We start from the raw sequence: 26,126 nt of genomic DNA on the forward strand, positions 1-26,126 counted from the left end.
ATACTTAGATATGCACTAAAGAATGAAAACGCCTTAAATAACTGACAGGCGCTCTCTTCTATTTGCAAAATTTGAAACTTTGATTAAGCGAGCAAAGTGCTTGCCTCATTTCTTCATTTTCTTCTTTAAGCTTATTATTTTCTTCTTTTAGTGTAGCTATCTCACGAGTATTTGTTGCCAACTGAACTTCAACACCTTCACTCATAAGCTTATACATGGAAATATTCTTATCTAGCTCTTTTACAGCTTCAATAAGTGGCGACACTAAGACTGCATAATCCACAGATAGCCATCCATCTGCATTCTCAATGACGGCCGTTGGAAATTGCGCTTGAACATCTTGAGCGATTACACCGATTGAGTGCATTCCAGGAGAAAGTGATTTTTCATTCCAATCAAATTCAACCCCCTTTAGTGCCTTAATCTTATCAAGTGCATTTTCAATTTCGACAACATTATCTTTTAATCTTTCATCAGATGTACAGTTCGTGGCACCGGCACCACCTCCAAGCGTACAGTCTGTTGCACCTTGAACTCTTAGATTGCCTACGACATGAAATTGCTCTGAAGGTGTCGTTGTTCCAACTCCAACACGACCTGCTGCCGTAACAGTCATACGATCAGTATTTGCTGTAGTGATTGTAACAGGAAGGCTTGAGCCAACTACTCCTGCTGAGTTCATATTTCCAAGCTTTATACCAGTTCCATTATCTACAAGAACTTCAAAATTATTAAGCGTTCCACCTTTAAAAACAACATTATCAATTCCACCTTGAGAAATAATCTTTTGTGCTGAAGTAACTTGACCAAAGAATGCTGAACTTGTCGTTGCATCACCTGCAATCGTATTAACAGAAATATTTCCAAAATCCACATTTCCAGTGACAGTAATATCACTGTCAAAAGTAGCGGCGCCCGTAACCTGTAGAGCTCCATTTACAACAGCATTTCCATTATTTGTAAGTACGCCTGTATTTACAAGGCCACCTGTTGAAGTAATTCCATTTCCTTGAATTGTCCCACTTGCTGTTAAATTTGTTGTTGATAAATTTCCGGTATGAGAAAGTGTTCCAGAAACAACAGTACTACTTAACTGAGAAATACCTGTAACATTCAGATTGCCTGCTAGTTGAGTACTTCCACCAACAACCATCTGGTAACCCGATGTATTGGAAACGGCAGAACTACCAACTAATAGCCTTCCATTATTTGTCAGTCTCATATTTTCTTGTTGAGTATTAGAAGTATTTGCAGTTGTATAGAAATTCAATTCAGTACCAAGATTTGTCGCACTAAAATTTTCTGTCGCAGTTGAGCGAATACTTGCAGTATTAACTATTCCACTACCAGTATCTCCACCAAAGTTTAAGAGACCTAGAACATCGTTAGTTGTTGTCATCGAAGGTGCAGTAATTAGACCTTGTGAACTTGCAAGATTAATTGATGACTGATTTCCACCATAAGAATAGAATTGTCCACTCGCATCTCCAGAGTCACTACGAACATCAATTTGAGCAGTCGCATTGAATGTTCCAAGATTTGATGTGTGCCCAAATGAAAGAAAACCATTTGCATCGTAGAGAGCAAAATCTGAAGATTCAGATTGAAATGCAATATCACCAGGTCCAGAACTACCGGCCGTTATTGTCGTCGTTCCAGAATTAGTCATATTGATAGCATTAATATTTGTAATCCCAGAACCGTCCCCTACAAATGCAGCAGCTGTAACAGTCGATGAAACATTAAAGTTTCCATTTATTCCCGAGTTACCATAAACGTAGAACAGATATAGTGGATTAGGAATACCACCAACTGATGTTCTCCCTGAAGAGTCGATATAGAATTCAGCAGAATTCCAAAAAGATGAAGTTAAACTATCTCCGTCTCCATCAACATCGATAAAGAAGTAATTCATCCCACCGACATTAGTGTTACTTCCGTATACTCCCATCGTGGCATTATGCTCTTGTCTTAAACCAAATGATAATGCCCTTGCCCAACTAGATCCTAAACCAGAACTAACATTTCCACCAACATGCAGTAGAATACTTTCTTCAGCAGTAGTAGGGCCTGCAATATTTCCACTTACAGTTAATTTTGAAGGGCCTTCATAAGGATCATCAGAAATTGTAACTTTTCCACCTGAACCTACTCGTCTAATATGTGAACCACTAATATCCCAAGGGCCAGCATAACTACCATTACTTAATTGCAGATCCCACTTATTAGTCGATTCATTAAAGCGAATGATGTCCCCTGCAGTGAAGGTTTCAATATTTCCATCACCATTTAGATCACCAACAACTGGTGCTGCATCATTAACAACATAGAAGTCACCATTATTAACTCCTGCTACAGAAGGTGGTGTAACTCCTCCTCCAGCATCAAGAATTAATCGACCTAAGTAGTTTGAGCCACCAAGGTAATCAACAGCAACCCAAGCTGATCCATTATACTGTAGAACTTGTCCTGCACTAGATGCGCCAAGAGAACTCAATTTCGAATTCGTAATTGCTCCATCTTGAATTTTACTTGTAGAAATCGAACTATTTTGGACATCAAAACTTACAGATGTCACTGTTTGTCCAAAGGCATCTGTAACAATAAGGTCATAAATAAAGCCACCAACGATCTTTAAACCATTAGGTACTCCTAACCTCACCATATTTGCTGACTTTGATAAAATATTTAAATTAATAACTTGTGGGCCATTCTTTGTTTTAACAGCACTTATTGTTGAAAGGTTTGTCCCATTAAGAATCAATTGATTTGAAGAAACTTCAATAAGTGTAATCTGATGTCTTTTAGTAATATCAGAAGTGTCTGATGAATCAACGTTATTGCGAGCGGTATTACTCACCGGCTTACACGCGACAAAAAGTACAACGAAGAGAATGTAAAATGCATTATTAAGTTTCATATCCATAAATCCCTAATTTCATATCGGAGATTAATAAATAAAGTTAAACTATTAATATTACTATACCAAAGCACTTGGTTATCAATTACAAATAAGGAGTATTTGCCAATGATTTCTTAAACTTGTCATTGGTTATAAAATACTTATATGAATAGCGTTCAAAGATTTTTGCAAACTCTTTTAGTCACAATTACATTTCTATCATTGGCCACAACGTCCTTTGCCGAAAAGTATGACCTCAATACAAACCTAATTGTTATTCAAAATATTGCTAATGATGGAATGTCTTTTGTTATTCGAAAAGGACGAGTTGATAATATTGTAAAGGGACAAGTCTCTCTATTTTCTTCAAAGAAGATTTCTTTTACGGCCCGTGCTATCTCCATAACGAAAGAATACTCTCAGTGGATTGTGACTGATAATAATATGCGCGTGCCTTTTGAAAAAGGTCAAATTGTTACAGTTAACTACTCTCCTGAGCGAGTATGGTTAGAAATCCCTAAAATTCTTGGAGATGCAAAATACAAACAGATGCTAGCAGAAGAAGAGATGTCTCTTAGAGAAAAACAATTTCAACGCTATGATAATCGATTTGAATTTTTCTACGGGAAGAATCAAGGCTTAAGTGAATCGACAAGTTCAAGTATTAATAATGATGGAACGAGAACTGGTGACACGTTTCAATTTAACTACGCCATCCCTATTAATCAAACTTTTCAAACAATCATAGGATTTCGCTACGATCTAGACCTTCTGACACTTCTAAATCCAAATGTTGAGCAGGAAACCAAAAGAATGATGGGGACAGCGGCCTTAAAAATTTCATTTAATAATAGTTGGAGTTATCGCTTCAGCTACTTTATTTCACTAGGCGCAGGCTTTGGCCGTTCTGAAACGAGTATCCAAGATACAGTTAGAGTTGGAAGCGCAATGCTTCTTCCATCAGTCAGCTTAGGTCTTGAGTATAAGGTTTCAACTTCTCAATCACTTATTTTCAAAGCTAATTTTGATGCTATCCAAACTGATGAAGAATTCGCAGATGGCTTCCAACAATCGACAGATCAAACAATGTTTGGCCTATCTGTTGGATATGCCTTTTAAGTATCACCTTCACCATCATGAGGAATTGAAGGCTTAATCAATATCCTAATAATATAAGCAAAGAATGATTCTTTCTCTCTTTTATGCTTAAAGAAAGAAGCTTCAGAGACAGGTTGTAACAATAAGGCAATCAGTAGAATTACTTTCATCTTTCCTCCCTAATTAGAAACAATAGTAAAAGGAAAGCATAACGAAAATTGAATGTCATTTGATGTGAAAAAAAATAGGCCTTCATTAAGATAACTTAAGAAGGCCTATACTTTATCGACTTTTTATTTGATTAATTCGATTAAGAATTATTTCTTTGCAGCTGGAAGAACTTCGATTAGTTCAACTTCGAAAGTAAGTGTTGCGCCACCAGGAATTGATGGAGGAGCACCTTGATCACCATAAGCAAGCTCAGATGGAATTACTAGCTTAATTTTTCCACCTTCACCAATAAGTTGCATCCCTTCAGTCCAACCTTTAATAACTCTGTTAAGAGGGAATTCGATTGGCTTATTTCTCTTATAAGAAGAATCAAACTCAGTTCCATCTCTTAAAGTACCTTTGTAATGAACTTTTACAGTATCTGTTTCAGTTGGCTTCTTTGCAGAACCAGCTTCAATGATCTTGTAAGCTAAACCAGATTCAGTCTTCTTAGCACCTTCTTTAGCAACAAATTCTTCTAGGAATTTTGCACCTGCATCTTTTTCTGTTTTAGATACTTCGCTCATTCTTTGGTTTACGATATCTCTAAATTTAAATGCAAATTGTCTTGTATCAATATCAGTTGCATCTTTAGTCATACCGTCACGAACACCTTGAACAAGGTTATTCATTTCTCTTTCAGTAAGTTTGAAATCCTTAAATCTCTTTCCGTAAACATGTCCAACTGAATAGAAGATTTTATCATTTTCAGTCTCAGGCTTTACTTCCTCTTTCTTACCACATGAAACAAATAGTAATGGCGCGATTGCCATTGTTGCTAGTAGTTTCTTCATTTAACATCCTTTGTCTAAATTTATTGAAGTCTTTTTACTAATTAATATTTATATAAATAGATTAAAGTGCTTTGGTCTGCTTTTCAAGCCTTAAATATTTTCATCCATTGCCTTATTGGCCAACATATCGCAGTGCTCATTTTGCGGATGACCACTATGTCCTTTTACCCAACGAAACTGAAGATTAGAAAAACGTCCTGCCACTTCATCAAAACTTTGCCACAGCTCAATATTTTCTGGAGTCTTCTTGTCGGCTTTTTTCCAACCACGTGCCTTCCAACCAGGAACCCATTTCGTAATTCCATCAACAACATATTTCGAATCACTATAAAGGAAAGCGGCATGTCCATGATCTAGCCCCATCTCTTCCAATTCATTCTCTAGTGACTTCAATGATTCAATGGCACCAGTAAGCTCCATTCGATTGTTAGTTGTCTGATACTCGAAGCCAGAGCTTTCAAAGAAAACGACGCCATCTGGATTTTGTCCCATTGCCCCCCACGCTCCAGGTCCAGGGTTTCCACGACATCCACCGTCACTATAGACAGTGTAGGCCCCCATGGCCTCCATTGGTATACTGAAGTGTCCATTGCCACTTGCAACGCCATTATCGACATCCTCAAGGAGCTCGACGCTTTCGCGAAGCTGAGCAATTGCATCATGATCATCTTGTGTATCAAGTACACTTTCTAAATATTCTAAAGTTTTTAGTATGTTTTTCTTTTTCATTACTTAAGTATTCCTTTTTAAAGTCATAAGTATAAAACTTCATTTACAAAAAAGGAAACTTCCACCACAATTTCTTTATGGAATTTATTAAACTAGAGTCTGGAAAAACAGTTAACAACCTTGAAATCGAAGCTTTTAAAAATAAAGTTGATTCACCTCGCTATATCTATCTGATGGCAGGAGTTCATGGAGATGAAATCGAGGGAGTTCACTGCCTAAAAGAAATCTTTTCATGGCTTAAAACTGAGGTTGAGACAGATCTACCTCTAGTCGTTATTCCTATCGTCAATAAAGATGGTGTTAATGCAGGAACGCGCGTTAATGCTAATGGTGTTGATCTTAATCGAAACTTACCTACTCAAAGCTGGGAAAGTGAATTCGAAGAAGATAAGTACAATCCAGGAAGTGCTCCATTAAGTGAGCCTGAAAACCAATTCCTAAATAAGCTCTTTAATGAGTATCCTCCGGCCTTTATTTTATCAATTCACTCATGGAAACCAATTGTAAATTACAATGGTGACTGTAAGGATGTTGCGCAGCTTTTGGCCAAACACAATAATTATCCAATTGCAGATGATATCGGCTACCCAACTCCTGGCTCACTCGGAACTTACGGAAGTGTTGAGCTTGGAGCACCTGTACTTACATTTGAATGCCCAACAGTAGACACTGGTGTAACTGTTGAAGAAGTGTGGCAAGAAAATGAAGTCGGATTCAAAGAAATGATCACATCAGGAATTCTGAAACGATTCCTCTAAAGGTTAATTTACTCTTCTTAAACAAAATTAACTTATCTTCGATAGCGCTAAATCCGTTAATAAGGCATATTCAAAATGAGAGTGCTGCGTTGCGGCGCCCATGTTTATATTTTGGTATAAATATCATTTAGGCCCCAATATCCCTCATAATCCCTCTCTCTTTTGGGCCTAGGTGTAATCGGAGGCCGTCCCACGGCCTCCCTTTATACTTCCCTCAAAAATCGTCAACTCCCTAAACAACCCTGTAGATTTTCCAAAGTCAGCGTCTTCGTACCCCTATTGTTATATATTTACTTCAAATGCGAACTCGTCCGAAGATGAACAAATGGCATACCTTTTGCATCAAGTATTGAACGAATTTCATTTTCAGGAACGAAAAAAGGAGACAGAGTGACACCATTTAAGTGTATCTCATTAATTTTACTTGCGCTTACAACAACATCTGTTGTTGCCCAAAGTAGCACTAGTAATATCCAGGGTGTCAAAAAAGCACCAGGTGCGACTAGAAATTGGTCAGCTAGAGTTGATACGACAGTTTCAAGAGATTTATTAAAGACATCTGAGGCAGGCCACTATAGTGGAATGTATAACTCATTTCGTTTCAATATTATTACAGATAAAGGTAGTTTCGCCGCTAAAACAACAGTATCAAAAGACTTTGTTGATGAGCGAAAAAGTAGAATCAGCGATACGTCAGTATCCTTTACTAGAAAGGCTTCTCAGCCATTTGATGGTGTTGTTTCATTTGGTACAGCATCGTTAAAACTTCCAACAAGTAAGGTTTCTAGAAAATATTCTAAGCTTCAAGCAGGAATTAGCTTAAGTGAAGGCCTATCAATAGCCGATAGTGTTATTGGGATTAAGGACCTATCTGCATTAGTTATTCTTGGTGCATCCAAGAACTTCCATGAGTATGAAACAACAATGACTGGAAGCTCAAATACTTCATATAGTCTTTCATCAGTTGCATATCTGACATACAGCGTGTCGGATGCGCTATACCTATCACTTGGAGGAACGTATATGAAGGGTTGGACATACCAGAATAATACAAAAGATGCTTATTCGTTCTCACAGGCCATTGGCTATAGCTTTGGCCCTAAATACAACCTAGAGGTAGGTCATGAATTTGGAGGAACTCCCCTATCACCTGATGGGAAGAAGGTTGAGATCGACCTATTTGATGAAAGAGATTCATCAGTTTATGCATCACTAACAATAAAAATATAGAACACACATAACGAAGACAAAGAGAAAGAAGAACAAATGACAAAAAGAACAAAGGTAGAAGAAAAAATGAAAATCAAAAATGAAAACAAGTTTGGAATGCTCAGAGGCCTTACACATGCTTTCGCATTGGCAGCGATCCTTTCAAGTTGTGCAAAGACTCTTCCGGACAAAGAGCCTGATTTTGCACAAGAAAGTTACCGTACTAAGAACTCTGTTACTTCAGCTAAGCTAGTTATTGAATCAAAAGCAGTTGCGACTCAAGAAGAGCTTTCTAAAAACAGAATTTCAACAGACCTAATCGACACAAGTGTTGGAAGTGAAGCAAAGACTCTTTACTCAACTCAAATCGTTAGTTCTAATGATAAGACTTATAATGTTCTTGTAAAAGATCTTCTTATTTTCGCAGAAAAAGAAGGTCAGAAGTTTGAGATTACATTTGATCTTACGACAAACTACCTAGTAGCGTATATCGCTCCAGTAAATGCTAGTGCACAAACTCTTAGCGCTTCTAATAAAATCATTCGCGATGTTCTTCCAGTTAAAGCTTCAAAGCTTGATCGTATTCCATTATTTCAATACGGTGTTGATTTCTACCAAAGAGAAAATGTAAAGAATGATCTTGATGAGAAAACAAGACATATCAGATATGTTGAGAAGGACCGTTCGGAATCAACTCACTATAAAGTTGACTACCTAATCGAAAACAGAACTTACACAGGTGTTTTCGGAATGGATCAAAAAGAAATCGCGACAATCTACCGTCGTGATAAAGTTGAAAATAACCTATTCACAGTAGGACAACTTGAAGACCGAATCCTTAATAACGAAAATGCTTTCACAACGTCAAAGCATGATGGTCATATTTTTGAAAACAAGGATCTAATCAAGGTTATTCTTGATGACAATGAAAGCAAAGCTTACTTTGCTCGTGTTATCAAGAAAGAAGACCTAACTGATAACGAAGAAAAATTAGTTCGTGCAGAAAGATTTAACCTACTATTTTCTAGATGTGACGCTGATACAGCAAAGAGGGCTAGAATCGCTCTTGATAACTGTTTCCTACGTTCAGAAATTTCTGAAAAAATTAAGTACGTTAAATTCAAGTACGATATCGATGATAATGATGAGATCCTAGCTGAGACGAAAATCTCTTCTAGTACTGTTGCAGAAGATGCAAAATTCATTCAACTAGAAAAAGACTCTCAACCAGAAGAGATTTACCCAACTGAGATCAGAGAAGAGCTATCGACAGCTTGGCTAAAACTTGAAAAATTTAAGAATCAAGAATTCACTTTTAGAAGAGTATTAGAAGACTCTCCAAATATCTTTAACTACAGTTTTGCAGGTTCTAAAGCGACTTTCCACGTTGAAATCGTTAAGTTCCACTTTGAGCCAGATCGTGTTCTAGTAAAAAGATCAAGACCACTACTTGATAAGACAGGATCAACTGATCTTGACACTGAACCATTACTAGCTTTTGAAGCAGAATACTTCCGTGAAAGTAAGAATGACAAAGGTGGAATCGTTTACGTTCCAGCTAGTCACAATGATGAAAGAGCAATTGCAGTAGTTAATCTTGGAAACGATCAAATTGGTGATGTTCTTACGTCACTAGACCCTTACCTAATGAGCGTATGTGGTGGAGGTAAGGCCCATGGTCTTACAGAAGTAAGTGACATCGTACAAGTAGTTGACGGAAGAGATGAATTCCTTAACTTCTCTACTCAATCAACTTATAAGAAAGGAAACTTCTTTAACTGTGCTGACTTCGGTGGAGATTACTGGGGACAACAGAATGAAACGATGACTTTCAAAGAAAGAACTACTTTCATGAAGTATAATCAAGAGTTCGAAGAACCAGAGCAAAACCTTTCTTACGAAGTACAAAAGAAGTTTAACTTTGGTCTATTCACTGGTTCTAAGCTAGTACCAAAAGGATACACTGAGCAAACTCGTGACTTTGATACAACAGTAGACCTACCAATGGTATTTGATATCAGAAATGGTAAAAATATCGAGTACGTACTTACAGGTATTCCATCAAATAAATATGATAAAGATGGGAAGCTAATTAGAAAACTGACTCAAACAGAACTTGATTTAAGAAATAAGATTATCGTTTCTTCTCAAAAAGTTGTTGATGATATCAACCTAGGCTTCAAGCGTGCTTTCAAAGGTACACAATATGAAGGACGTGGTGATATTATCACTCTAAAAATAGAAAAAGATGATTCAATTCCAGCAGGAACGAAGAATCTTTCTCTTACTCACAATCTTGATGGTGAGTCACGTTCAGTAAATATCGAGGTAGTAGAAAAAACTCACCTTGGTGATCTACAACGTAACCACATCTACTGGGTAGAAAAAGCAACTTCAAGTTCAATCATTGGACTTGGTGGACCGTCATTTAACCCAAGAAATGGTGTTGTTGAATCAGCTTCTGTTTACCTATACGGTGGTAACATGAAGTCTTCAATTAACTGGATGGTTGATAAGGCCATCGCAGAGAAGAACTTTGTTAAGAATATTACTCCAACTAAAGAGCTTAAAAACCTTGCTGATGAGCTTAATAAGAAAGCTATTGAAGATGCTCTAGCTGAGCACAAGGCAAAGACTCAAGCGGCAGGACAAAATACACAAGTTGCTGACTCTGATGAAGTTGAAGTTGAAATTGAAGGTGAAACAGTATCTCAAAGCACAAAGAAAGCTGAGATGAAATCTCACCGTCATGGTGTTGCTCATACTAACTTAAAGAGCAGCCTACTTAACACAATTAAGCGTCCAAATATCGCTTCACAGATGGGGAAAATCAAAGATGCTCACCGTCTAATGAAGAACGACTTTAGAGCTAGCTCATTTGATAAAGATGAAGTTCTTTCTAACTTCACAAGAGCTAACCAAAAAGAAGCAAAAGCAGTACATGCTGCTTGGCAAGCAATTGCTAATAAAGATGATGTTGCACTACAAGCTGCGATTCATGGTGACAACTCAATTGAGGCCCTTCAAGCGAAGATCAAGCACTCAATGGAGTACGATGCAAAAGGTAATAAAAACCCAATTTGTAACCACGAAACAGCTGAGTTTGCTCTAAGTAATCTTGCTAAGAACTACGATGTTCTAAAGATGGCACAAACTGACGAAGGTAAGAACGATATCCTAATTGATATTTGGATGCCGACTCTTGCTCACGAAATTGGACACAACCTTGGTCTACGTCACAACTTCGTTGGATCATTTGATAAGAAGAACTGGGTATTCCCAGGAGAAAAAGAAACTAAGAGAACTTCATCTTCTGTTATGGATTATACAATTGATGACCACGCTACTTACGATGGTCTAGCTCCATACGATGTATACGCACTACGTGCAGCTTATACAGGGATGGTTGAACTTGAAGGTTACACAAACTCAAGAAAGAAATCTGTAGAGATCAACGGTGTTGACGTTAAGGTATCTTCTGTAGAGTCTGAATTCGAACCAGGTCTATACTATCACCTAGTAAGAATTAAAGATGTTGTTGATGCACTAGTTGGAGAAAATGGAAACCCATCAAATATCTCTAAGCATAGACTTATGGCGGAAGCTGGTCTTAAGAGAATTAGATTCTGTTCAGATGAGGACGCTGGAAACTCTCCTCAGTGTAACAGACACGACTTTGGTTCATCTTTTGAAGAAATCGTAGATTACCAAATTGCAGACTACCGTCAGATGTATGAGTATATCTACTTCCCAGGTAAGCGTAAGGAATTCTACGGTGGAGCAGCATTTGGTTGGCTAATGGACAAGTTCTACAAGCTTAGAATGATGAATGAAGAGGTATTCTACCACCTAATTTATACTCCAGAGTTGTACTCTCAAGCAGATCAAGCAACTCATGATGCAACAACTAACGACCTAGTTAATGGTGTAATTAAATCACTATTCTTCCTACAGTCGGTAGTTGCAACTCCAGATATCACTCCAGGTGCTGGACTTGATACTGAAGCACAAAGAAACAAGAGATTTGTTTCGACTCTTGTACCATCTCAAACTGAAGTAACAGCTGAAGATGGAACAGTTCTACAAGTAGCAACGCAAAAACCAATGGTTGTTGAAACTAAGTGGAATGAGGCAATCTCACTAGATAGTGATTCATACAGAGCTAAAAACCGTGGTGTTGAATATGATAAGGCTGCAGCTCTTGTAGCACTTACAGAGTCAGAGTCGTACTCTTATAAGTACCGTTCAAACTCTTTAAGAATTCCATACCAGTTACTAGAGCAGTACCTATTTGGAATTGATATTAAAGATTCAATTGTACAATCAACAATTGGAGAAGTTCTTTCTGGTCAAGTTACACCACTAGTATATGACCCAGAAACTGGACGTAATATCCCACTAACTAACGGAGCTTTTAAAGTTGAAGTTGGTGAAGTTGAAACTAACTATGCTGCTATCGGTGGTCTAGTTTACGGTAACATTGATACTTTTGAACAAACAGCTAACCCTGCTCGTGCATTTTGGGTAAACCACATTTCTCAAAACGACCTACTTACTGAGACTTTTGAGCACGAAGGGCAAACTTACCAAATCCCAGAGGATTATGTAGCTGAGAAAACTGATATCAGAAAAGCATATGTACCTTACGCACAAGATTCATATGTAGCTGGTAACGTTATTAAGAAAGCGAGTATGATGCAGTTAATCTCTCACGATGAGCGTTGGTCAACATTCTTTAAAGAATGGGAGCAGGCACAAATCGCAGGACTTCAACTTGCTCAAACTCCAGCGGCACAAGGTGCAACTGAAGATACAATGAAAGCTCAAAAGACAGAGCTTGATATGGCAGCAGCTCTTGGTGATGCAACAGCAATTAAATCAGAGATGGAGAAATACTTCGCTCAGATCAACGCTCTTCTTGCTTCACAAAATCAAAAAGAGATGATTGCAGGATTCCTTGCTCAAAGAGCACTTGTAAAACAAGCTGGTTCATACTTTGTATCAGCACAATTTACAACGATGATGAATGAGATTGGTCTTGAAGGTGTGTCACTTGAATACATTAACCAAGTACTAAGCCAGGCAATCGCTCCAATCGCATTTGAAGCTGAAGCATGTCGTCTTTCTGAGCAATACTGTTCAACAGTTGATATGATTCAAATGGCAAAGACTGGAAACAAGGATACTTACTTAGACAATAAGATCACTAACCTTCTGAACAACTTTTCAATGCCTTCTGTGAACGAGCAAGGTCAAGTTGAGCTATTCGCACCAGTTATTACAAAGATCATCCAAGGTCTAAATAATAACGAGCAAATCAAGTTAGGAGATGTTTTCTTAAGAGATATCCAAGAAAACAGCTTCGCTCAGATTCAGCAAATGGATCAGCTTGTTGGTGAAGCGATGACGAAAATGAAAGTTACTAAAGATGTAGATAGCTTCTACGGTGATATGAAGAGAAACGTAAAACTTCTTGGATTATACTTCAGACTAATTAATCCGATGGAAGGAAAATAATCCGAACCATCTACCGATAAATTGTTCTTAAATTTGAAACCCGCCCTGTCCAGGCGGGTTTCTTTTTTTGGAGGCGTCATTTGCCACGATGGCAAAATGATGCCGAACAACCCAGAGGCGACCACAAAGGGAGCCTTCGGGTAACCAACTTCAAAGACCACACTACTACTCATTGAATTAAAGAATGTTATAATTTAAAACCACGATGGCAAAATGATGCCGAACAACCCAGAGGCGACCTCGGCCTGCTTCGGCTCCTGCCTCACGCAGGCATACAATTCTTCCTGAACATAAAGGGAGCCTTCGGGTAACCAACTTCAAAGACCACACTACTACTCATTGAATTAAAGTCCCTAAAAAATTACAACTCGAACCAAAACCTCATCTTCTTAACACCATTAACCTCAATAACATTCTCAAGCTGGCCACGGTTTTTACGAATTGTCTTCTCAGATCCAATATTACCTTCATCACAAGTAACAAGAACCTTTTTAAGGCCCTTAATATTGGCCCTAACGTAGTTTAAGGACTCAGCAAGAATTTTAGTCGCATATCCTTGACGGCGGAAACTGGGGCATACTCCATAACCAATATGGCCACCAACCTTTAAAAGATGATCGTTTAATTCAAAACGAATTGATGTACGGCCTACAATTCTCCCGTCCTCGTTGGAGGCAAAAAGTAATGCGGCAGCTACGTGCTCTTTTGGAATATGAATTCCCCTTGCAAACTCCGGAGCTATCGAAACATATTTCTCAAACTCTCTATTAGCTAGAGTTTCCCAGTAATGAACAAAGTCAAAATTGTTTTCCCAGTCCTCATGGAAAGCAGCAAAGAATTCATCTTTATCCTCATGAGTTAAATATCTTAGAGTAATTCTATTCATGTATCCCCTTCGTCTTAAACTAATCCAAAGACTCTAAATACTCAGCGCATGCTAAGTAAATATCTGCTTGTAAATGACGGTTTTCTGACTTTAGAAGTCGGCAAACCTCTTCAGTGGTAGCTGATTTTAAATTATTAGAGTTAACGAAATTTGCATCTCCAGTGAAAACGACAGCAGCTGAGATAGGATGAGAAAAATGCTCTCGCAAGGGCGTCTCGTATTTATCTTCTAAGATCCAATGCCCAAGTTTGTTAATACTTTTCATACTAATGCCAAGTTCAAGACCTAGCATTCGCTCTAAACCAAAAATAACGCTTTCCCCTTCTCTTAATTCTCCTCCAGGATAGTCAAGCTTACCACTGTCTTTAACAAGGTATAGCCACTTGTCACCGGCCCTAGGAACAAAGAAAACATTGGTTATAAGGGATTCGTTAATTGGTTCTCAGTTAAGAAAAAACGGCGTTTAAAATGCTCGTTATCAGCAGGAGATAAGAGTGTTGAATATTTATCTACTTCCATTTAATAATTATAACAGAAAATAGAAACAACAAGGCCCTCTTTCGAGGGCCTTATTTATATCAAAATTTAAAATCTGAATTATGCTTTATTGAATTTGATAACTTCAGTTGGACAAGCTTCAGCAGCTTCAAGAATTAAAAGTCCGTTATCAAGTGGCGCATCTGGACGAATCACACAGTTAGTATCTGTAACTTCGAATACTTCAGGGTAAATACCTTCACAAGCGTTACAAACAATACAACCTTCTTCAATCCATACCTTAGAAACAGCAAAGTTTTCTTGAGCAGGAGCTCCTGCACCAGCAGCACCAGCGAATTCACCAGCAAACTGTGGGTTTGCAGAAATTCTAAGTCCTACAGGAATATCACCTTGTGGAATGGCATCTGCAATAAATGAACGAGTTGTTTGGTGATAAAACATCTTTGGTTTTACGTAACCATATTTTTCATTAAATGTTTCAACAGTATTTTCAGCACCACGGAATGCTTCAATAAACTTGCGTCCCTTCATTGTGCGAGATTGAGTAACACCGTCTTTAGACTTAAGTTCGATTTCAACTGTTGAAGAATCAAGGTTTTCAAGCTCTAAAATATCTTTAAAAGCCGGTCCCATTTTAACTTCAATACCAAAGTCAGAATCTTGAACAGCAAAGTCACTTGAAACAGTTACTTGAGTTTTCTTACCAAATGGGTTGAATAGCCTTACAGTAACGTGGTTAAACTTAGCAGGCTGCCTAGAATTATTCCAACGGTAACCAAAAGCAAAACTTTCATCATCTGAAGATTTTAGAACTTCAAACTTCGACTTCCCAAATAGGAAGAAGAATGAACCTGAAAGAAGGCTTAAAACACCTAGTTGGACAACCATCCCTGTTACAACTAATAATGCAATAGCTAATGCAATTAAAGTAGTATTCACTTTATCTCCTTAAATTTCACTTGTAATTTCCTAGAGTATAGCACGAATTAAAATTATTCGTCTAAGGAATTACACATAGTTAAATCGATTTTATCTAACGCAGCTGGACTAAAGCCCACGCAACTCTTAAGTAGTCCACCATTAGCGACCGCGAGTCCAAGTGTTTGATTTTGCGATCTCATCCAATAGTGGCCATCGGCCACATCCATTTTTAATGTTTGGCCATTAACAAAACATAGGCTCATGGCCTCGTCTAATTCTATTTTTTCAAATCCAATAAGTTCAGTTATCGGATTTGTGTAGTTCAATAAAAAATCATTAGCACTGAAATTTTCATCATCAAAGATTGCCAAATCAATACTATTTTCTAAATCAATTCCTGCTGAATTAGTTCGTCTTAAGTCTTCCAGAGCACCTCTTGTTCCTAATTTCTTAGCAAGGTCATCAAAGAGAACTCGGATATAAGTTCCAGAAGAAACACAAACACGAAAGACGATCTTACGGCCCTGAACCTCTAATAGTTCAATTTCATGAATTGTTCGCTCAACAGGTGGCTTTTCAATAAATACACCTTCTCGTGCCCACTCATGAAGCGCCTTGCCTTCGTGCTTAGTTGCTGAGAAAGCGGGAGGGCTTTGCATATACGGACCAATAAAAGTTTCAAGCTGACTCTTTACCTCATCGAAGCTTACGTCAGAAAACTCTAATTCTTCAATTGTACCTTCTTCAGTATCAAAATCACCTGTTGGAGAATTAACACCAAGAATTCCTGTCGCAATATACTCTTTAGAATCAATTTGAGTGTATTGATTTAATCTTGTTGCAGGTCCAATACCAATAACAAGTAGACCAGTTGCAAATGGATCAAGAGTTCCAAAATGTCCGATCTTACCAATATTTTTAGGAAGGTTTTTTTTAAAGCGCCTAATAACATCAAAGGAAGTTATCCCTTTTGGTTTATCAACTTTAAAAAAGAAAGGCCCAAAGATTGGGCCCTTAAATTTCTTATTTCTTGAAGCCATTAGAAAGACTTTCCTTTATCTTTTTCAGATTGCAGTAGTTTTTCAATTTCCTGCTCATCTTCAAATTGCGAGTCATACTCAGCAGTTAATGAAGGTGTGTGTCTTACTTGTAAAGTCTTAGCAAGGTGACTTCTAATTTTACCTAGAGAAGTATCCATCGCCTTAGCAATATCACCTCTTCTAGAAGGATCGAATGTATCCCAATATAACTTTGCCGTAGAAAAGTCTGGGCTTATCTCAACCTTAGTAATCGAACAAAATGTGAACGCAGAGTTATCTAGTCCACGACGAAGTAATTGATTTACTTCATTTTTAATTTGTTCTTCATATTGAAGTTTTTTCTTATTGCCACTCATGACATCTCCAACCGAATTAAAGAATTGGTGAGTCTGCTGTTAAAACATCCTCAAGCTTACGTTTCTTTTCTTTCAGTTTATATGCTTCGAATAGGTCGCCAACTTTTACATCGTTGTAATTTTCTAGGCCAACACCACATTCGTAACCATTTTTAACTTCTTTAACATCATCTTTAAATCTCTTAAGAGAAGACATCTTACCATCAAACATGATCTTACCTTCTCTAAGAAGACGTACGTTACAACCAACTTGGATAGCACCATCAACAACAATTGAACCAGCAATTGTTCCAACTTTAGGAACAGAGAATGTATCACGTACTTCCGCGCGCCCGATGTACTCTTCAGTAAACTCAGGATCGAGAAGACCTTCAACAGCTAGTTTCACATCATTGATTAGTTCATAGATGATTGAGTAAGTTTTAACATCAATTCCATACTGCTCAGAAAGCTTACGTGCAGAAGTTGATGGTCTCATATTAAATCCAAGAACAAAGGCACCCGAAGTATTTGCCAGTTCAATGTCTGAGTCACTAATTTGACCGACACCACCGCGAATAACTTTAACTTCAACCTCTGGATTTGAAATTGTTTCAATAGCAGATTTAATCGCTTCAAAAGATCCTTGAACATCTGAACGAATGATAAGGTTAAGATCTTTCTTTTGTCCCTCATCTGATACAGCAGTTGCAAAGAAGTCTTCAAGAGAAACTTTTGGCCCTTGAGTCTGAGCTGCAGTTTCAATTCTGATTCTTTCATCAATACGGTTTTGAGCAATCTTCTTTGCTTCTCTTTCGTTTTTAACAACGTTTAGGCTATCTCCTGGAGATGGCGCTTCTGCAAGTCCAATAATTTGTACTGGCATCGAAGGCCCAACTTTATTATGTTGAACACCTTTATGGTCAGTTAAACTTCTTGCACGTCCAAAAGTTTCTCCAACAACAATTGAGTCACCTTTTTTAAGTGTCCCTGTTTGAACAAGAACAGTTGCAACAGGACCACGTCCGTGCTCAATTCTTGATTCAATAACAACACCTTCAGCTGGCCCTTTAGGTTCAGCTCTAAGCTCCATGATTTCAGCTTGAAGTGCAATTGCTTCAAGAAGTTCATCAACTCCATCACCTTTAAGTGCAGAAATATGACAGAATTGAGTTTCCCCACCCCATTCCTCAGGAGTGATATTAAATTCTGTTAGAGCTTGTTTAATACGATCTGGGTTAGCACCTTCACGGTCCATTTTGTTAACCGCTACAATTAAAGGCTTACCTGCAGATTGAATGTATTTAATTGACTCTACAGTCTGAGGCATAACACCATCATCAGCAGCAACAATTAAAATAACAATATCTGTAATATCAGCACCACGCTGTCTCATAGCACCAAAGGCCGCGTGACCTGGAGTATCTAGGAAAGTAAGCTTAGAGTCTTTAACATCTACCGAGTAAGCTCCAATGTGCTGAGTGATCCCACCAGCTTCGCCAGCAGCAATCGATTCATTTCTAATATAATCTAGTAGAGTTGTTTTACCGTGGTCAACGTGACCCATAATTGTAATAACAGGAGCTCGAAGTGGAAGCTTATTTAGTTGCTCTTCAGAAAGAGATTCTTTCCCAAGTGCCGCATCCTCATCAAAAGTCTGATCCTCTACTCTATAATCGTAAAGAGACGCAATTTGTCCCGCTAATTTAAGACCAATATAGTCACCATTTCTAACAAGTAGATTTAAGTCAAGACACTTATCGATCATATCTTTAAGCTTAATAGATAGCTTCTTCGCTAATTGCTCAGCGTAAGCACCACCGTGAAGCTTAATAATTCTCTTTGCTTCTTTTACTTCTGTAATCTCAGTTGATTTCGAAGGTCCTGAGTACTGACGCTTTCTCTTAACTTGAGTATACATTGGGCGTCCAGTACCTTGAAGTGAAGAGTAAGACTTAAGCTCTGAAGTTGCACGTTCTTCGTTAAGAGCTTGTGAACGGTTAACCGTCTTCTTAGCACTTAACATAGAAGCAAGACCACTTAGACGATTTTTATCCTTCTTAGCTGTACGATCTTCATCACCTTCAACAACACCTGCTTTAGTGTTGATATCATCTTGAACTTCTTCGTCCTTAGTAGCAGCTTTCTTTGCCTTGCGAGCAGCAGCTTTCTCTTTATCTTCTTTAGTTGGAGCTGAAACAATTCTTAGACCAAATGGCTTTCCATCTAGAGTCGTCGATTCTTTCTTCTCTTCTTTTTCTTCAGAAGCTTTTTTCTCTTCAGTCTTAGCCTCGACAGCAACTTCTTCTTTTGCTTCCTTAGCTTCAACTTCTTTTTCTTCCTCTACTTCAGGAGCGTGAGCTTCTTCAGCAACAGGAGTACTTACAGTCTCTTCTGCATTTACTTCAATATCTTCAGAAGATTCAACAATAGCTTCAGTGTTTTCATCATCAGAAGTTGCCTCCGAAGATTTTGATGAAGCTTTACGACGTACAACAGTCTTCTTCTTACGAGTAACTGTCTTCTTAGCAGGTTTATCTTCCTCACTATCATCGTCAGCTTGTGCCGCAGACTTCTTTCTTACAGTCGCCTTTTTTGCAGCTTTCTTTTTGACCGTTTTCTTCTTTGTCGCCTTCTCAGCAGGTGCATCTCCAGCACTTCCTCCAGTAAGTGATTCCCACTTAGTAATATCTTCATCAGATAATACCGACATGTGGTTTCTTACTGAGAATCCGTGTGACTTCAGCTCTTCTACGAGGTCTAATGGCTTCTTTCCGAGTTCATTGGCCAATTCAAATATTTTCTTAGGCATTTTATCTCCGTAGTATGACTACACTTTTCTATTTTAAAATTACTTAATTTTAAATGCAGCTAATTCTTCTCTTAATCTTCTTTCTGCTTCATTAAATTTGTCTGAACCTTCATCTTCCTGCTCAGCACCTTCTTTATTAATAATACCTAGGTACTTAGGAACTGCAGAAGCAGATACTAATTCTTCTTCACCTTCTGGTTGAAGCTCAATTGTTCCTTCTTCAACTAACTTTGCAGCTTCATCAATTGCAGTTTGTGCTGTAGCAGCATCAACACCAGTCATAGTAGCAATTTCATCCGCAGGAGTTGCCATGAAGTCACCAATTGCCATGATGCTATTTTGTACAAGTACTTGTGCCATTGCATCTGTAACAGATGGGATTTGAAGTAAGTTCTCAACTGACTTATTAACTTTTTCTTGAAGTTTAGACTTCGAGATAATGTTAATATTGTAACCAGATAGCATTGCTGCAAGACGAACGTTTTGTCCACGACGTCCAATAGCAAGTGATAGCTGATCTTCTTCTACGATTACGTCCATTGATTTTGAATCGTGATCAATAGAAATATTTTCAATTTCAGATGGAGCAAGAGCTGCAATAGCAAATGTAGCTAGATCATCATTCCATCTTACGATATCAATTTTTTCACCTTGTAGTTCATTAACAATATTTTGAACTCGTGATCCTTTCATACCAACACAAGCACCAACTGGATCAATATCTTTATCTACTGATTGAACAGCGATTTTAGCTCTTTGACCTGGCTCACGTGCAGCTGATTTGATTTCAATTGTTCCATCTTGAATTTCTGGAACTTCAATTTCAAAAAGCTTAACAAGGAACATTGGTGAAGTTCTTGAAAGTCTAATTTCTGGCCCACGGTTAGTCATAACTACTTCAGTTAAGTAAGCTTGTACTCTGTCACCAGGGTTAAATTGCTCACCAGGAATTAGCTCTCTTCTTGAAAGAACAGCATCGGCCTTCCCAAGATCAACAACCACGTTTCCACGCTCATATCTTCTAACGATACCAGTTACAAGATCACCTTGTCTGTGCTTAAACTCAGAGAATAGGATTTCTCTTTCAGCATCGCGAACTTTTTGCATAATAATCTGACGCGCAGTTTGTACGTCAACACGTGTGAAGTTAGGGTTTTCAATTTTGATCCCTAATTGGTCACCGATTTCAACATCTTCATCAAGCTCTCTAGCATCACCTAGATTGATTTCAATAATTGAATCTCTTACTTCATCTACAACGTTTTTATATTGGAAGATCTCTACATCATCGTCATCTTCGTTATAACGAGTTTCGTATTCACCTTGAATTCCAAACTTCTTTCTAGCAGTTACTAAGAAAGCTTGTTCAATTGCGTTTACGATAATGGCCTTATCGATACCACGGTCTTTACCTAACACATCAATAATTTTACTTAATTCTGAGAAACTCATTTTTCACCTCAAACAATTACACTTCTGGTTCAAGTGCGATCTTATTAATATCATTTAAGTTTAATTTTAAATCAAAATCACTATCGAGAGTCACGTCGATATAGTCGTCTCCGTAGCTATTTAAGCTACAAATAACTTTCTTAGCATTTGCTGTTTTCTTATCAAACTTTTCACCTGGGAAAAGATCCCCAAATTTCTTATTAAGTTGAACAAGAATACGCTCGCCGATACTTAACTCTAAGTGCTCTCTTGTTTTAATTTTTCTAAACATTCCTGGAGAAGAAACTTCTAGAACAATATCATCTGGAATCCAATCAAGTGCTTCCATTGGCTCACTAAAAGCGCGGTCAACGTTCACACAATCTTCGATTACAGCTGTTCTTGTCTCTTTATTCATTATGTAGACGCGTAAAGTTTTAGAACCTTTGATATACTCCATATCATAAAGAAGGTAACCTTCCCCACTTACAACTTCAGTAGCAAGTTCGAAAAATTTTTGTTCCATACCTGAATAAGAGATATCTAAATCCATTAAAACGCATCCCATATGCTTTTACAAAAAAGCCTATAAAAATAAAAAAAAAGGGTAGCCCTAAAAGTCTACCCGATTATATCTTGTTAAATATTTAACTAATCGTTATTTACTCAAAAACCTGAAAAAAACTTTCTAATTTCTAAGTACTTATTAATTATCAAAGATTTTGAAATCTTGTCAAGGTTTGTCATTGATAACTTATGAAAACAACTTCAGCTTACGACTGCCTGCATTATAACAGCACTACTTCCATCTGCATAGAAATTCTTCTTTAGATGAATTTTTTCAAGGCCCAATCTCTCATAAAACCTGATGGCCCCCTCATTTGAAGCCTCCACCTCAAGATAAACTTGAAATATTTGGCCATTAAAAACACTCTTGCAATGACTCAGCATGTCTTCAAATAGCTTTTTGGCAATTGAGCGTCTTCTAAAGTCAGGGTGAACGATAATTTTATATAAATGACAAAAATCTGGTTGATTCACCTCAAACACACAAATTCCCACAACTTGATCATCTTCGGCCCAGATACATGAAATGTCTCGACCAGAGGATGCCAATTGTTGCCAATTTTCTTTTGACCAAGGCCATTTGAAAAATGCAGCTTCAAAGTCGCATAAATTCGACAGTATCTCTTCGTCAATATTGCTTATTAAGTCTATTTTGAATTCTTTCATCTTTATAAGAATAACCTTGAGTCAACATTCTTTAAAACGAAGTCTTTATATTCCTCATCTATATAAGGGCCATTATCTAATTTATGAGTTTCTAGAAAATTTTGGTATCTCTTCTTCAATTCGTAATTTGTGTTATAAATCTGAACCACTTTTTTAGTTAGCTCTTTACTTATTTTACAAGTGCCAAACTTTGGATACGAAGCGTACTCACTTTCTAAATCCATAGACTTTGAGAGCAATAATACTCTCTTTATTAAGTCTTTCTGTTTTGCATTAAGGGACTCTGGCGCAATTGTAACTTGCTCAAGAGCAGGAGCTAGGCCAGTTAACTTAGCAATATAGTTCTTTTTCCCTATCAGGCACAAACTTTGATTATAAGCTTTTAAAAGATCATTTGTGTTTTGACCGAAATAGATTTGGCCATTTACAGAGAAAAGGGCCCTATCTTTGAGGGCCCATGTATTCATTAAAAATATTGAAACTAGAATAAATCGCATTAAGTATAATGCTAATTAAACTGGAGAACTAATGTCAACGTTTGCTACAGCTTTACCTGCAGTAAGTTTTGTCTCCATCTGATAACGAATCTTAACGTCTGGGTTGAAAGTATATCCATCTTTACCACGGATAATGTACTTTCTCTTCGTATTACTATTGTCTTTCGGCTCGATAAGCTTTCTTAGACGAGAGATTGACGTATAAATAAGTTTGTCGTGAATTAGTGGATTGTACTCGTCTTTCCAAATCTCACGTGCCAGATCTTCTTTGTCATAAAAAGAACCACGGTTCTTAGCTAGCAAGAATAGAATTTCAAGAAGAACAAAACGGTGCTTAAAGTCGATAACACCAATATTCTTTTCTTTCACTTTTCTATTATTGCGATCAAGGTAAATATCAACACTTGAATCATTAACTTCATGAATTTCAGCATCAAGTACATTAGTTAGACGCTTAAAAGTTGTTGAATCAACTGCTTGCTTTGCAAGGTTATAGTAAAGAGTAGCTTTATCATAATCACCCTTCACTTTTTCAACCTGACCAATTCCTAAAAGAATATAACCATAAAGATTCCAACACTTCTTATTCTGAAGTGTAATATTAGCAAGATTGAAGTGCTTTAAAGAAGCCTCCACATCACCTTTGGCAATTAGGATTTTTCCATAAGTCATATGCATCGAACCACCAAGATATTCCTTATTAATAATCTTTAATAAGTTATCCAGTTGGGCCATGTAATCAAGAGAAAGGTCGAATTCACCTCTATTATAAGCATTATTAGCTAGGGCCAATAAACACTTTGAGTGAAGATCAGGATCATTTTCTTCTTTAGATTTATTATAAGATAGCTCTAAGTCGCTAAATGCACCTGCAAAATCATTTCGATACGACTTGATTAAACCTGCATAATAGAAGTATTCAGCAGAAAGACTACCAAGGTTTACCTGTAAGTCATTAATGATATTCTCACTCTGATTTACATACTTAGCGGCTTTTTCATCTTCAAGCTTTTCAGCAGCAATTCTAATAAGAAAACTTAGAATTTTTAAAACGCGATAATTATCCTGAGGACACTCAGCACAGTCGATGGCCTTTAAAAAGTTTACTTCGGCCTTATTAAGATCGGCTTTATCATAATGAAGTTTTCCTAATTGGTAATAAGCCTTACCAACCTCTAACTTAGTCAAAATATCTTGTGAAGGAATAAGCCCTTCACCATGACCAAGAAAGCCTAAAACCTCAGTCTTAAAGCCGCTGTTTACACTATTTCCAGATTCTTGTCCCCCGACAATCTGCATATCAACTCCCTATTTCTATTCCGCTGTGAGAATTTTGTGGAATCTTACCACAACATGTTCATAACATGTCATCACGCTGCCCGTCAAAACTCTTTATAATAACTAAAATAATTACACTCAAAATATTGATGAACCCTTTAATTATTTGATATTATGGGCCTTTAAAGTAGGAATTATTCCAAAATTTTATGGAGATTACATGCCCAAGTACGATTTAGACACAATCAGACACTCGAGCGCCCACTTAATGGCGCAAGCAATTTCAAGACTTTATCCTAATGAGAGCGTTCAATTTGGCGTTGGACCTGTTATTGAAAATGGCTTCTACTACGACATTCTGATGGATCGAACCCTGGGCGAGGAAGATCTTCCAAAAATTGAAGATATGATGAAAACAATCATCAAAGAAAAATTACCAATCGAAAGAAAAGTTATGACTAGAACTGAGGCTGTTGAATTCTTCAAGTCGCAAGGTCAGGAACTTAAAGTAGAACTTATTGAAGCAATCCCTGAAGACGAAGAAGTTAGCTGTTATTCGCAAGGTGAATTCATTGACCTTTGTCGTGGGCCACACGTAGAAAATACAACTGACCTACCACAAGGTTTTAAGCTTCTTAGCATTGCGGGTGCATACTGGCGTGGTGATGAAAAGCGTGAAGTTATGCAAAGAATTTATGCTGCTTCGTTCTCAGATAAGAAAGAACTTAAGCAACATCTTATGATGCTTGAGGAAGCAAAAAAGCGTGATCACAGAAAGTTAGGAAAAGAACTAGAATTATTCCACTTTGAGCCAGTTGCTCCAGGTGCTCCTTTCTTTATGCCAAAAGGAACAATCGTTATTAACGAACTTGTGAACTATATTAGAAGACTATACCGTATCTATGAATACGATGAAGTTATCACGCCTCAAATCTTAGATAGCTCTCTTTGGCATACTTCTGGTCACTATGAGCACTACAAAGACGACATGTTCTTTTCAAAGATTGACGATCGTGAATATGCGGTAAAACCAATGAACTGCCCATGTCACATGCTAATGTTCAAGCACTATAAGTATAGCTACCGTGACCTACCACTTCGTTATGCGGACTTTGGCCGTCTTCACAGAAATGAAAAAGCAGGTGCACTAGCAGGTCTAACTCGCGTGCGTTCATTCTGCCAAGATGATGCCCATATCTTCTTAGCACTTGATCAAGTTCAAGAAGAAATTCAAAGAACAATGAAGATGATCTTCACAGCTTACGAGCTATTTGGTTTCGATAATATCACTGTTAATTTATCAACTCGTCCAGAAAAGAAAGCTGGTGATGATAAGACTTGGGATATTGCAGAGAACGCACTTGAAGAAGCACTAAAAGCTTCTGGTCACAATTATGTTATCAAAGAAGGTGACGGTGCATTCTATGGACCAAAAATTGATATTGAGGTTGCAGATGCAATTGGACGTAAGTGGCAGCTTGGGACAATTCAGCTAGACTTCCAACTACCAGACCGTTTTGATCTTAAATTCACGACGGCAGACGGTGGCGAAGAAAGACCAGTTGTTGTACACCGTGCCCTACTTGGGTCACTTGAGAGATTCTTTGGTGTTTACACTGAGCACGTTGCAGGTGTTTTCCCTTTCTGGCTAGCACCAGAGCAGATCGTTATTGTTCCAGTTAATAATGAAGCACACGGGGAAGCTGCTCACAAACTTAAAGAGCAATTATTTGCGCAAGGTTATCGTGTAAGCGTAGATGATCGTAATGAAACAATGGGATATAAGACTCGCCAAATTCAAAAGTCTAAAATTCCATTCATGTTCGTTGTTGGTGATCGTGAAATTGAAAACAATGCCGTAGCAGTTAGAAAGCATGGAGCAAAAGGTTCGTTCAATTGGACGAATGCAGAAATGCTTGAGAAACTTAAGGCACTAGATAGTTTAAAATACCCTAAAGCATAAGCTTTAGGGTTTTTT

Annotated in this window: 20 protein-coding genes; 5 read left to right on the forward strand and 15 right to left on the reverse strand. The window is 37.6% G+C overall.

Annotation, left to right across the window (positions count from 1 at the left end; all coding sequences use genetic code 11):
* Positions 1 to 58 precede the first annotated feature (58 nt).
* Positions 59 to 2,920 (reverse strand): tail fiber domain-containing protein, encoded by a 2,862-nt coding sequence (locus ACMAWV_RS10090; RefSeq protein ID WP_412469442.1) that lies wholly within the window; start codon positions 2,918 to 2,920, stop codon positions 59 to 61.
* 147 nt (positions 2,921 to 3,067) lie between these two features.
* Here ACMAWV_RS10090 and ACMAWV_RS10095 point away from each other — a divergent pair, with 147 nt between their 5' ends.
* Entirely contained in the window at positions 3,068 to 4,021 is a 954-nt protein-coding gene (locus ACMAWV_RS10095; protein WP_412469441.1) for a hypothetical protein, read from the forward strand.
* Here the strand turns inward: ACMAWV_RS10095 and ACMAWV_RS10100 are convergent.
* The 3 genes from ACMAWV_RS10100 to ACMAWV_RS10110 form a co-directional block, all read right to left on the reverse strand.
* Positions 4,018 to 4,170 carry a hypothetical protein gene (locus ACMAWV_RS10100; protein ID WP_158246795.1) on the reverse strand — a complete coding sequence of 51 codons (153 nt, stop codon included), beginning with the start codon at positions 4,168 to 4,170 and terminating at the stop codon, positions 4,018 to 4,020. The two genes, ACMAWV_RS10095 and ACMAWV_RS10100, sit on opposite strands and share 4 nt — an antisense overlap.
* Before the next feature lie 147 nt (positions 4,171 to 4,317).
* On the reverse strand, positions 4,318 to 5,004 hold the full coding sequence (locus tag ACMAWV_RS10105; protein WP_103216992.1) for an FKBP-type peptidyl-prolyl cis-trans isomerase: 687 nt from the start codon (positions 5,002 to 5,004) through the stop codon (positions 4,318 to 4,320).
* Between the two features lie 90 nt (positions 5,005 to 5,094).
* A complete protein-coding gene (locus ACMAWV_RS10110; RefSeq protein WP_103217557.1) occupies positions 5,095 to 5,565 on the reverse strand; it encodes a ribonuclease H family protein in 471 nt (156 codons plus the stop codon).
* 245 nt (positions 5,566 to 5,810) lie between these two features.
* On the opposite strand from ACMAWV_RS10110, the gene ACMAWV_RS10115 reads away from it, so the two are divergent.
* The 3 genes from ACMAWV_RS10115 (at position 5,811) to ACMAWV_RS10125 (ending at position 13,217) form a co-directional block, all read left to right on the forward strand.
* Positions 5,811 to 6,491, forward strand: coding sequence for a M14 family murein peptide amidase A (locus ACMAWV_RS10115; protein WP_412462507.1), 681 nt, complete (start codon positions 5,811 to 5,813; stop codon positions 6,489 to 6,491).
* 390 nt (positions 6,492 to 6,881) lie between these two features.
* Positions 6,882 to 7,721 carry a hypothetical protein gene (locus ACMAWV_RS10120; protein WP_103216990.1) on the forward strand — a complete coding sequence of 280 codons (840 nt, stop codon included), beginning with the start codon at positions 6,882 to 6,884 and terminating at the stop codon, positions 7,719 to 7,721.
* Positions 7,722 to 7,757: 36 nt separating this feature from the next.
* On the forward strand, positions 7,758 to 13,217 hold the full coding sequence (locus ACMAWV_RS10125; RefSeq protein WP_412462506.1) for a zinc-dependent metalloprotease: 5,460 nt from the start codon (positions 7,758 to 7,760) through the stop codon (positions 13,215 to 13,217).
* Positions 13,218 to 13,578: 361 nt separating this feature from the next.
* Here ACMAWV_RS10125 and ACMAWV_RS10130 read toward each other — a convergent pair whose 3' ends face one another.
* The 11 genes from ACMAWV_RS10130 to ACMAWV_RS10180 form a co-directional block, all read right to left on the reverse strand.
* Positions 13,579 to 14,103, reverse strand: a complete 525-nt coding sequence (locus tag ACMAWV_RS10130) for a GNAT family N-acetyltransferase (protein ID WP_412469440.1) — start codon at positions 14,101 to 14,103, stop codon at positions 13,579 to 13,581.
* 19 nt (positions 14,104 to 14,122) lie between these two features.
* On the reverse strand, positions 14,123 to 14,368 hold the full coding sequence (locus ACMAWV_RS10135; protein WP_412469439.1) for a hypothetical protein: 246 nt from the start codon (positions 14,366 to 14,368) through the stop codon (positions 14,123 to 14,125).
* A gap of 332 nt (positions 14,369 to 14,700) precedes the next feature.
* On the reverse strand, positions 14,701 to 15,540 hold the full coding sequence (locus ACMAWV_RS10140) for a ferredoxin (RefSeq protein WP_199177516.1): 840 nt from the start codon (positions 15,538 to 15,540) through the stop codon (positions 14,701 to 14,703).
* A gap of 53 nt (positions 15,541 to 15,593) precedes the next feature.
* A complete protein-coding gene (gene truB, locus ACMAWV_RS10145) occupies positions 15,594 to 16,562 on the reverse strand; it encodes a tRNA pseudouridine(55) synthase TruB (RefSeq protein ID WP_412469438.1) in 969 nt (322 codons plus the stop codon).
* Positions 16,562 to 16,918, reverse strand: a complete 357-nt coding sequence (gene rbfA, locus ACMAWV_RS10150; RefSeq protein WP_103216985.1) for a 30S ribosome-binding factor RbfA — start codon at positions 16,916 to 16,918, stop codon at positions 16,562 to 16,564. The genes truB and rbfA overlap by 1 nt, the downstream gene beginning before the upstream one ends.
* 16 nt (positions 16,919 to 16,934) lie before the next feature.
* A complete protein-coding gene (gene infB, locus ACMAWV_RS10155; protein ID WP_103216984.1) occupies positions 16,935 to 19,709 on the reverse strand; it encodes a translation initiation factor IF-2 in 2,775 nt (924 codons plus the stop codon).
* Positions 19,710 to 19,748: 39 nt separating this feature from the next.
* Positions 19,749 to 21,161, reverse strand: coding sequence for a transcription termination factor NusA (gene nusA / locus ACMAWV_RS10160; protein ID WP_103216983.1), 1,413 nt, complete (start codon positions 21,159 to 21,161; stop codon positions 19,749 to 19,751).
* Between the two features lie 16 nt (positions 21,162 to 21,177).
* Positions 21,178 to 21,693 (reverse strand): ribosome maturation factor RimP, encoded by a 516-nt coding sequence (rimP, locus tag ACMAWV_RS10165; RefSeq protein ID WP_392992236.1) that lies wholly within the window; start codon positions 21,691 to 21,693, stop codon positions 21,178 to 21,180.
* Positions 21,694 to 21,908: 215 nt separating this feature from the next.
* Positions 21,909 to 22,373, reverse strand: a complete 465-nt coding sequence (locus ACMAWV_RS10170) for a GNAT family N-acetyltransferase (protein WP_412469437.1) — start codon at positions 22,371 to 22,373, stop codon at positions 21,909 to 21,911.
* A 2-nt stretch (positions 22,374 to 22,375) separates the two neighbouring features.
* Complete coding sequence (locus ACMAWV_RS10175; RefSeq protein ID WP_412470554.1) at positions 22,376 to 22,840, reverse strand: hypothetical protein; 465 nt, start codon at positions 22,838 to 22,840, stop codon at positions 22,376 to 22,378.
* 45 nt (positions 22,841 to 22,885) lie between these two features.
* Positions 22,886 to 24,169: a winged helix-turn-helix domain-containing protein gene (locus ACMAWV_RS10180; RefSeq protein WP_392992240.1), complete on the reverse strand. Its 1,284-nt coding sequence runs from the start codon at positions 24,167 to 24,169 to the stop codon at positions 22,886 to 22,888.
* Between the two features lie 199 nt (positions 24,170 to 24,368).
* Here ACMAWV_RS10180 and thrS point away from each other — a divergent pair, with 199 nt between their 5' ends.
* Positions 24,369 to 26,111: a threonine--tRNA ligase gene (thrS, locus tag ACMAWV_RS10185; protein ID WP_392992242.1), complete on the forward strand. Its 1,743-nt coding sequence runs from the start codon at positions 24,369 to 24,371 to the stop codon at positions 26,109 to 26,111.
* Positions 26,112 to 26,126: the final 15 nt, after the last annotated feature.

The sequence above is a fragment of the Halobacteriovorax sp. RT-1-1 genome (assembly GCF_047085455.1).
Classification (GTDB): Bacteria; Bdellovibrionota; Bacteriovoracia; order Bacteriovoracales; family Bacteriovoracaceae; genus Halobacteriovorax_A.

Coding starts and splice junctions, on each gene's coding strand:
- ACMAWV_RS10175 (WP_412470554.1), bottom strand. CDS start 22,840: ATGAATACATGGGCCCTCAAAGATAGGGCCCTTTTCTCTGTAAATGGC.
- ACMAWV_RS10125 (WP_412462506.1), top strand. CDS start 7,758: ATGACAAAAAGAACAAAGGTAGAAGAAAAAATGAAAATCAAAAATGAA.
- ACMAWV_RS10090 (WP_412469442.1), bottom strand. CDS start 2,920: ATGAAACTTAATAATGCATTTTACATTCTCTTCGTTGTACTTTTTGTC.
- nusA (WP_103216983.1), bottom strand. CDS start 21,161: ATGAGTTTCTCAGAATTAAGTAAAATTATTGATGTGTTAGGTAAAGAC.
- ACMAWV_RS10110 (WP_103217557.1), bottom strand. CDS start 5,565: ATGGGGGCCTACACTGTCTATAGTGACGGTGGATGTCGTGGAAACCCT.
- rbfA (WP_103216985.1), bottom strand. CDS start 16,918: ATGAGTGGCAATAAGAAAAAACTTCAATATGAAGAACAAATTAAAAAT.
- ACMAWV_RS10130 (WP_412469440.1), bottom strand. CDS start 14,103: ATGAATAGAATTACTCTAAGATATTTAACTCATGAGGATAAAGATGAA.
- infB (WP_103216984.1), bottom strand. CDS start 19,709: ATGCCTAAGAAAATATTTGAATTGGCCAATGAACTCGGAAAGAAGCCA.
- ACMAWV_RS10180 (WP_392992240.1), bottom strand. CDS start 24,169: ATGCAGATTGTCGGGGGACAAGAATCTGGAAATAGTGTAAACAGCGGC.
- thrS (WP_392992242.1), top strand. CDS start 24,369: ATGCCCAAGTACGATTTAGACACAATCAGACACTCGAGCGCCCACTTA.
- rimP (WP_392992236.1), bottom strand. CDS start 21,693: ATGGATTTAGATATCTCTTATTCAGGTATGGAACAAAAATTTTTCGAA.
- ACMAWV_RS10105 (WP_103216992.1), bottom strand. CDS start 5,004: ATGAAGAAACTACTAGCAACAATGGCAATCGCGCCATTACTATTTGTT.
- ACMAWV_RS10170 (WP_412469437.1), bottom strand. CDS start 22,373: ATGAAAGAATTCAAAATAGACTTAATAAGCAATATTGACGAAGAGATA.
- ACMAWV_RS10095 (WP_412469441.1), top strand. CDS start 3,068: ATGAATAGCGTTCAAAGATTTTTGCAAACTCTTTTAGTCACAATTACA.
- ACMAWV_RS10135 (WP_412469439.1), bottom strand. CDS start 14,368: ATGAAAAGTATTAACAAACTTGGGCATTGGATCTTAGAAGATAAATAC.
- ACMAWV_RS10100 (WP_158246795.1), bottom strand. CDS start 4,170: ATGAAAGTAATTCTACTGATTGCCTTATTGTTACAACCTGTCTCTGAA.
- truB (WP_412469438.1), bottom strand. CDS start 16,562: ATGGCTTCAAGAAATAAGAAATTTAAGGGCCCAATCTTTGGGCCTTTC.
- ACMAWV_RS10115 (WP_412462507.1), top strand. CDS start 5,811: ATGGAATTTATTAAACTAGAGTCTGGAAAAACAGTTAACAACCTTGAA.